We start from the raw sequence: 7,321 nt of genomic DNA on the forward strand, positions 1-7,321 counted from the left end.
CCGTGCCGTGGAATATCAAGCCGACCCCCATGGCAGAGACGAAGAAACCGACAATTCGTGTCGCAGCATCGATCCCTTGCGGGCCGATTTTCTTGAGGATGACTTGAGCGTAGGCCAGTGACAAATAGGTGGTGAACATGACGGCGCAGAGGGCGAGCGACACCACCGCGAACGATATCACGACCCGATCGGCCTCCTTGATGGTGCTGGTCAGTCCGATCACGGTGGCAATCGCCCCGGGGCCAAACATGATTGGCATGGCCATGGGGATGAAGGACACATCCTGATTGCCGTCGTGGCCGGAGGGAATCAGGGTGCTGTTGGGCGAGGGTGCGAAAAGCTCGAAACCGATACGCATCAGAATTATCCCGCCAACCACCCGAATCATACTCAGTGGCACCTCGAACAGACGCAGTAGCAGGTTGCCGAAAATCAGGAAAAAGAACATCAGCAGTAATGCATAGATGCAGGCTTTGCGTGCCACCCGGCGGAGCTCGGCTTTGTCTTTGCCTTGCAACAAACCAAGGAACACGGGAATCGCCTCCAGGGGATTGATGATGGCCAGTAACGTGGTGAACATACCGATAAACAACGTGAAATATGAGTTCAATGGCTCACCCTCGATAACGGACCGTTTTACATCACCATAGCGGATGGGAAGCGATGAGCTCGTCAGGGACTTGCTCTGCCGCCGGAACTGACAGCGTTGCACTCCATAGTCACTGACCTATCGTTGTGGTGAGTGACGTCCAGACACTCGGTAAAACTAGCCTACAAACGGGAAACAGCGAGCGGAACCGGCCTGAATAGCAACTATTACCAAACCATCTACACTGGACTCCCAACTGACTGCTGCAGTCATTGGCAAAGTGAGCAGCCAAGTAACCACCAACGATTTACCAATCCAACCATGGGTAACCATCATGAAATTCATGATTTTGGTGCAGCGTACCTGGAGCTCCTTCATCTCTGCCAACCGTCCTGACGGTCATGTCAGGCGACGTTTTAGTGCGCCGCTTGCCATACTGGGGCTGAGTTTGATTGCTTCGACGGCGGTGATCGCTGCCGACCCGCTGCCCTCTTGGAATGAAGGGCCGGCCAAGCAAGCCATCGTAGAATTCGTCAAGGCGACTACCCAGGAAGGCGGTGCTCAGTTCGTAGCGCCGGCCGAGCGCATCGCGACCTTCGACCAGGACGGCACCTTGTGGGTCGAACAACCGGCCTATAGCCAATTGTTCTATATCCTGAGTCGCGTGCCTGCTGTGGTCGAGGCAAGGCCAGAGCTAGGTAAATTGGAACCCTTCAAGACAGTGATGTCGGGGGACCGTGCCGCCATGGCGAAACTGACCCTTGATGATTATCTTAAAATTGCCATGGTGACCCAGAGCGGCATGCCCACGGATGAATTCAAACAGCAAGTCCATGAGTTTCTGGCCAAAGCCCGTGACCCTCGCTGGAAGCGCCCTTTCACCGAGTTGACCTACAAGCCGATGAAGGAAGTGATGCAGTACCTGCGTGACAATGGCTACAAAACCTACATCGTCACCGGCGGCGGTCAGGACTTCGTTCGCGCCTATGCCGAAGAGACTTATGGTGTACCTCCCGAACAGGTCGTCGGAAGCGCGGCATCCACCGAATACACCTACGACAAAAGCGGCAAACCCGAGCTGATCAAATTGCCCAAGATTCTGCTCAACGACAATGATGCGGGCAAGGCAGAGAACATTTACCTGATGATCGGCCGTCAGCCTCAAGCAGCCTTCGGCAATTCCACTGGTGACAAGCAAATGCTGGAGTACACCAAAGCCGGCAAGGGTGCGCGACTGGCGATGCTGGTACTTCATGACGACGCCGACCGCGAGTATGCCTATGGTCCGGCGCAAGGATTACCGGATACCAAAGTGGGCACCTTTACCGAGTCGTTGTATAACCAGGCGACAAATGAAGGTTGGACTGTGATCAGCATGAAAAAGGACTGGAAGAAGATTTTTGCATTTGAGTGAAATGCCGCTGTAGTTGAATTTGTGATTGTCCAGCGCTCCGCTGGACAATCACTTCCTCATGGATAACTGAACGATTTCACCAGCGTCAGTTCTCCCACGGCTCGCATCGGCACCAGAAACGCCTCCATCTTCTCGCTCGGCGTCCCTTCCTCGGTAATCACTGTTACCTGCGCCGTCGTCAGCGGTTGAACCGCGTCCTCTTGCCCTTCGTCATCGCTGCGATAGCCGCCGCCAAAGTAGTTCACGTAAACCAGATACTGCCCCTTGATCGGCGCCGGCATGGCGAAGATCTCCGGGCCATACCCGGTCGTCACGTCGACATCCAGCGCCGCACCATTGGGTACAACACGATCCCCGTACCAGATGTGCGCCCCATCCGGCGTAATCAGGTGCAAGTCCAGATCCGTGTTATCGCTGTCCCAAGACAGCAATACCCGCAACTTGGCAGGCGTGGCGCCACCACCGGCATTGAGAAACTGCGTGCGATGCCGTAGCTGGCCATCAGGGCTGCGCACTTCAACGCTGTTGCTGCCATTGGGAAACGAGAACGGGCGATCAAAGCGGCCGGCCGAGTCGATTTTCAAAGGCATGCTCACGCCGTTGACGATCAAGCGACCAGGCTCCGTCGACTTGGGCGTGGATTTGATCTGACCACTGATGCGCGCGGTGTTGGCCTGACCCGCCGGGGTGTTCACTGATGAGGCCGGATAGTTGACGATCTGGCGGAAGTTTTCGCCTTCGCCATTATCCGCGCCGGTGCGCCAGCCGCCGACTGGGGTGTCGAGCTTGACGGAGGCGTCGGCCGCAAAAGTCGTCGGCAATACGCAACAAGAACAAAGGAACAGGATGACCTGTGGATAACGGAGTTTCATGGCCTATTCCAGCAAGAGGTGGCGGGCGAGCCCTTCGATGTAGGTTTCATCCTGGCCGTTGGGGTGTGCTTCGAAGGCCAGGTGCAGGTATTCGTGGGTCAGGTCGAGGCGGTCTTGCAGCGACAGCACGCCACGCACGTAAATACGTTGGCGTTCACGGTCGACGTAGGGGCGACCGAAGGCCAGTCGGCAGACCGCGAAGGTGCTGACGTCGTTATAGCCAACCTCGCTTTCCAACTGCGCACGCCAGCCGCGGCGTTGCGTTTGCAGCCAGGCTTGCGCGGCGGGCAGTGCTTCACAGGAGGCGATGGGGTTATCCCAGCGGCTGAGGCTGGCGCGCGGGTAGGCGTGCAGCAAAATGGCGTCATAACGCTGGCCGGCGTCGGCTTGCTCGACGGCTTGCTGCCAGGAGAGTTTGTCCGGGCCGGGTTCGTCGGAGTGGTAGGTGACGGTGCTGCCTGCCAGCACGAGGTCGCTGGTCCAGGCGGCGATGTGGCGCGCGTCGACAGTGGCCGGTCGTGGGGCGACGCGTTGACGGCTGCTGCTGTCGTCGATGCTTAGGCAGTCACCATTGCGGGTAGCGTTTTGCAGCAGGTAGGTGCGGATGGCGATGGCCAGCGCTTTGGCGGCTTCAGCTGGTTCAGGTTTGGCTTCGCGCTGGAGGACACGGGCGACATACTCCTCGCGATCCAGTCGGGCGACGAGCTTGTCGTTGAGCAAAAAGAGTTCGCCGTCGCTGTGGATATCGAGCTGATTGCCGTTGGCAAACTCGACGCGGTAATCGCCCTGCAATGGCCCCGAAGTAACAACACGATCTCCCGCCAGAACGCGCTCGATCGGATAGCGAGAAAACAAACCGACTTCGACACAACGTCCCGTATCCGCCGGCCAATCAGTCGGCAACACCGATGCCAACGCAGCGCCATAGTGACGAAGAACCATCTGACTGGTCCCGCGCCCACCGGCCCAGATCGGCGTGCCATCCGCCGTCCAACCGGCAAACCCGCCCTGACGTGACGACGGGTCCTGATCCCCCAACCAGCTCCAGGTTTTCACCCGCAACCGGCCACCGAGCTCGCCTACCACATTGCCATCGGCGGCATTCAGTACCACGTCCAGCAACACCCGCCGCGACTGATCCTGCGCTGGCATCACCGCCAGCACCTTGAGCAGTTCGGTGACGGACACACGTGCCGAGGGCTTTAGTGAGGGAAAATCCAGCAACCACTTCGGTGCCTGTCGCGTTTGCCAATACGCGCGCCAATCAGCATCGGTAATGTCCAATCGCGCTGGTTCAAAGTACAAGCCGCACGATTTCACCAATGCCTGATCACGTTCAATCTTGCCGCCCGCCGTGCAGCAATAGACTTCCTCTTTCGACTGCCCGCGACATTCATAAGGAGGTTCATGCGCGCCGGTATCCACCAGCCAGGCGTACACAAACAACTTCCACAAACTGCCTAATGGCGCCTGTAAATCAGCAGGCAATGGCTCGCGTGAAATCACCTGAGTCCGGCTCAACGTCAGCAATTCACCCTTGAAACCCAGCCGCAGAGGTTCGTCCTGCGCTGTCGCCAGCGCAGGAATCAAACACAGCAGCAACCAGACCATAGGCCGGGTCATGTCAGTTGACCGTGACCTGGCCGAGGGCCGGTTTCTGTTCCTGCGCCTGATGTTGCGGTGCGTAAACCTGAGTGAACCGCACCGGCGGCAGATTGAACTGGCCTTTCTGCGAGAAGCGCACCAGATGACGCAAACGCAACTCGCCGCTCAAAGCATCCAGCGGAATCGCATAAGCCATCTGACCCGGTTCGAAACGCGCCTTCTCCAGTGCGGTCGGTTCGGTGCCGGCCTTGCCCATCAACTTGATGCCCCACGTCGTGCGCTCAACATCGGCGCCCGGTGGCAGTGGGACTTCGAGCATGCCGTAGCGCAGCGGTTTCGCGGCTTTGCTGGTGATTATCACTTCGTCCAGATACAGGCTGTCGCTGGACAACGGCTGGGCGCCGACCGCTTCGAGTTTGAAGGTGAAAGCTTCGTCACCGGGCACCAATCGCGACAAGCGACGGGTGATGGTCACGGCCATCGGATCAACCGGCGGTTGCCGAGTCTGGAAGCTCAACGCAGCACGCAATGGCCTTTCCTGCGTCCCGGCCAACGACAATACGGCCGGCACTGGCGCAGCACCCTGCCACGTCCAATACATCTCACCGGTATCACCGTGTTCTTTCTTCCAGCCTTCACCCGGCGCCAATGCGACGGTGGGCGAAGCCTGCTCGATGCTGCGTTTCAACCAGGTCAGCGCCAGGGCGCGTTCCAGCGTCGATTGTTGCGGCAGCAAGCGTTGCAGCAAGGCTGTCGCGTGAGCCTGATCGAAGGTTTGCAACGACAGGTTCAAGGCTTCGGCAAACGGCTGGGAGCTGACCGCCAAACGCTGTTGCGCATTCGCCAATTGACGATTGAAAGCATCAGGTAGATTGACCTTCGATTGCCTGGCCAGCGAGGCGGTCAACACACGTGCGGCCGCCAAGCCGAGCGCCGAATCCGGATCGCTCATGACGAGGCTGTCTTCGCCATCCTCCATCAGGTTCGCGGCGTTACCCTCACCCGCTTTCGCCAGGTCGTCCATCAAACCGTTGAGCAAGGTGTTCACCGGCAATTGCATCTGTTTGGCGAACGACAGGATCAACGCACGCTGCAACAGCGGTGTGTTTTTGGCCTGCTTCGAATACACCTCCAACACCCGCTGCCAATGCTCCGGCGGCAGGCTCAGATCCAGCGCCTTACTGGCGTACCAATCGGCGTAATAAGCGTACGCCGTGAGGAAGGCATCCGGCTCGCCGTCCATGCCCCACCAGGTGAAGCTCGCGGAAGGCCCGGCCATTTGCACCAGTCGCAAGCGGCTGTTTTGCATGATCAGGCGTAAGCGATCGCGGATTTGCGGGCTCGAGGACAAGGTCGGATAGGCGATGCTCAGTGGCAGCAAACGACTGGCGGTTTGTTCAACGCCGCCGTATGGATAACTCAACAAATCATCCAGCGCCGAGCGGAACAACGCTTGCGGGCTGTCATCCAGACGCAGGCGGATATCTGTCGCGTCTGCCGGCAAGCTCAGCGGCGTATCCCCACTGGCCACATCCAGACTTTGGCTTTGTATAACCTGCCAACCTTCGCCGGTCGCGGTCAGGCGCACGGCCAGGGCGTCGGCGATTTTTCCGTCCTGCAGCAACTCGGCCGTCCATTCGCCACTGGCCAAGACGAACGCCGGCAACGGGATGTAGTTGATGCCATTGTTCAGGGTCACCGGCACACGCTGATCGGCGTCGCCGTAATGAATCAGCAGTTCCGCCTTGACCGGTTTTTCAGCCTGACTGAAGGCGAATACCCCGAGCGCCGGCTTATCGCCACTGCGGAATTTGGTCGGCCCACTCCACTTCAGGTACAGCGGTTTTTCCGAACGCAGGAACTGTTTTTTCTGCCCGACCTGACCGTCATCGGCAATGGCCCGGGCGGTGATGCGCCAGCGGGTCAGCGAGTCCGGCATCTTGAAGGTGAAGCGGGTTTTGCCGGCGGCGTCGGTGATCAATTCCGGTTGCCACGCAGCGGTGTCGACGTCTTCACGACGCGGCCGCTCCAGCACTTTCACGCCCCGCTCGCTGCGGTTGGCTTTGCCCGGTGCGCCAGGGCTGCCCGGCAAAGCGACGTCGTAGCTGATGAACGACAAACTGGCGCTGGTTCGCACGTTGTTGCGGCGCGGGTGGTAGAAGAACTGGTCGATGGTCGGCGCGACTTCCGGTTGCAGCGCGTAGACCATTTCGTCGACCACGCTGACGGTCAGGTGCGCCGGAATTGGCTTGCCGGCGAACTGCGTGGTCAGGTCAACCGACACGGTATCGCCCGGTTGGTACGTCTCTTTGTCGGTGGCGATGACCACGTCGATCTGCGGCGCAATCACCTTGATACCGGCGTTCTGGAAGCTGTATTGACCGCCCTTGGTGTACAGCACGGAGAAGGTCAGGTTCGGTGCGAAACTGTCCTTCACCGGAATGCGTGCGCGATACTGAGTGTCGCTGAGTTTTTCCATCTTCAGCCAGTCGCCGCCCTTGGACAGCAGCGCGGTGGCCTCGACCTTGTCGCGCTCCAGCGACAGCAATGCATCGCTGACCGGTTCCGGGAATGTGATCAGCGCCAAGGCTTCATCGCCGGCCTTGTACTCGGGTTTATCAAGGACGATTTCCACGGTGCCTGGCACGGCTTTGACCCCATCGCCGGTGACCGAATGACCGGTCGCGCCGATCACGCGGCCATGGTCATCCTTCAACGTCAGGTTGTAAGTGCCTGGACGGTCGAAGGCCAACGTGAAGCCTTTATCGGTTGCTGCAAGTTTGCCATCGCCGGTGGTCTGGTCTTCGAGACGCACCCAACCGTATCTGCTCGGCGTAACGG

Annotated in this window: 5 protein-coding genes; 1 reads left to right on the forward strand and 4 read right to left on the reverse strand. The window is 59.1% G+C overall.

All coding sequences use genetic code 11. The features are described from left to right. On the reverse strand, positions 1-610 hold a 610-nt coding region (locus AC1DRJ_RS15865; RefSeq protein ID WP_477802994.1), incomplete at its 3' end, for a MarC family protein. A 313-nt stretch (positions 611-923) separates the two neighbouring features. Here AC1DRJ_RS15865 and AC1DRJ_RS15870 point away from each other — a divergent pair. Next, positions 924-2,003: an HAD family hydrolase gene (locus AC1DRJ_RS15870; protein ID WP_477802995.1), complete on the forward strand. Its 1,080-nt coding sequence runs from the start codon at positions 924-926 to the stop codon at positions 2,001-2,003. A 56-nt stretch (positions 2,004-2,059) separates the two neighbouring features. Here the strand turns inward: AC1DRJ_RS15870 and AC1DRJ_RS15875 are convergent, their stop codons facing one another. The 3 genes from AC1DRJ_RS15875 to AC1DRJ_RS15885 all read right to left on the reverse strand — a co-directional run. Next, positions 2,060-2,875: a YfaP family protein gene (locus AC1DRJ_RS15875; RefSeq protein ID WP_477802996.1), complete on the reverse strand. Its 816-nt coding sequence runs from the start codon at positions 2,873-2,875 to the stop codon at positions 2,060-2,062. Positions 2,876-2,878: 3 nt separating this feature from the next. Next, on the reverse strand, positions 2,879-4,498 hold the full coding sequence (locus AC1DRJ_RS15880; protein ID WP_477802997.1) for a DUF2300 domain-containing protein: 1,620 nt from the start codon (positions 4,496-4,498) through the stop codon (positions 2,879-2,881). A 1-nt stretch (position 4,499) separates the two neighbouring features. Beyond that, a partial coding sequence (locus tag AC1DRJ_RS15885) for an alpha-2-macroglobulin family protein (protein ID WP_477802998.1) occupies positions 4,500-7,321 on the reverse strand: 2,822 nt, incomplete at its 5' end.

The sequence above is a fragment of the Pseudomonas sp. P5_B2 genome (assembly GCF_056400445.1).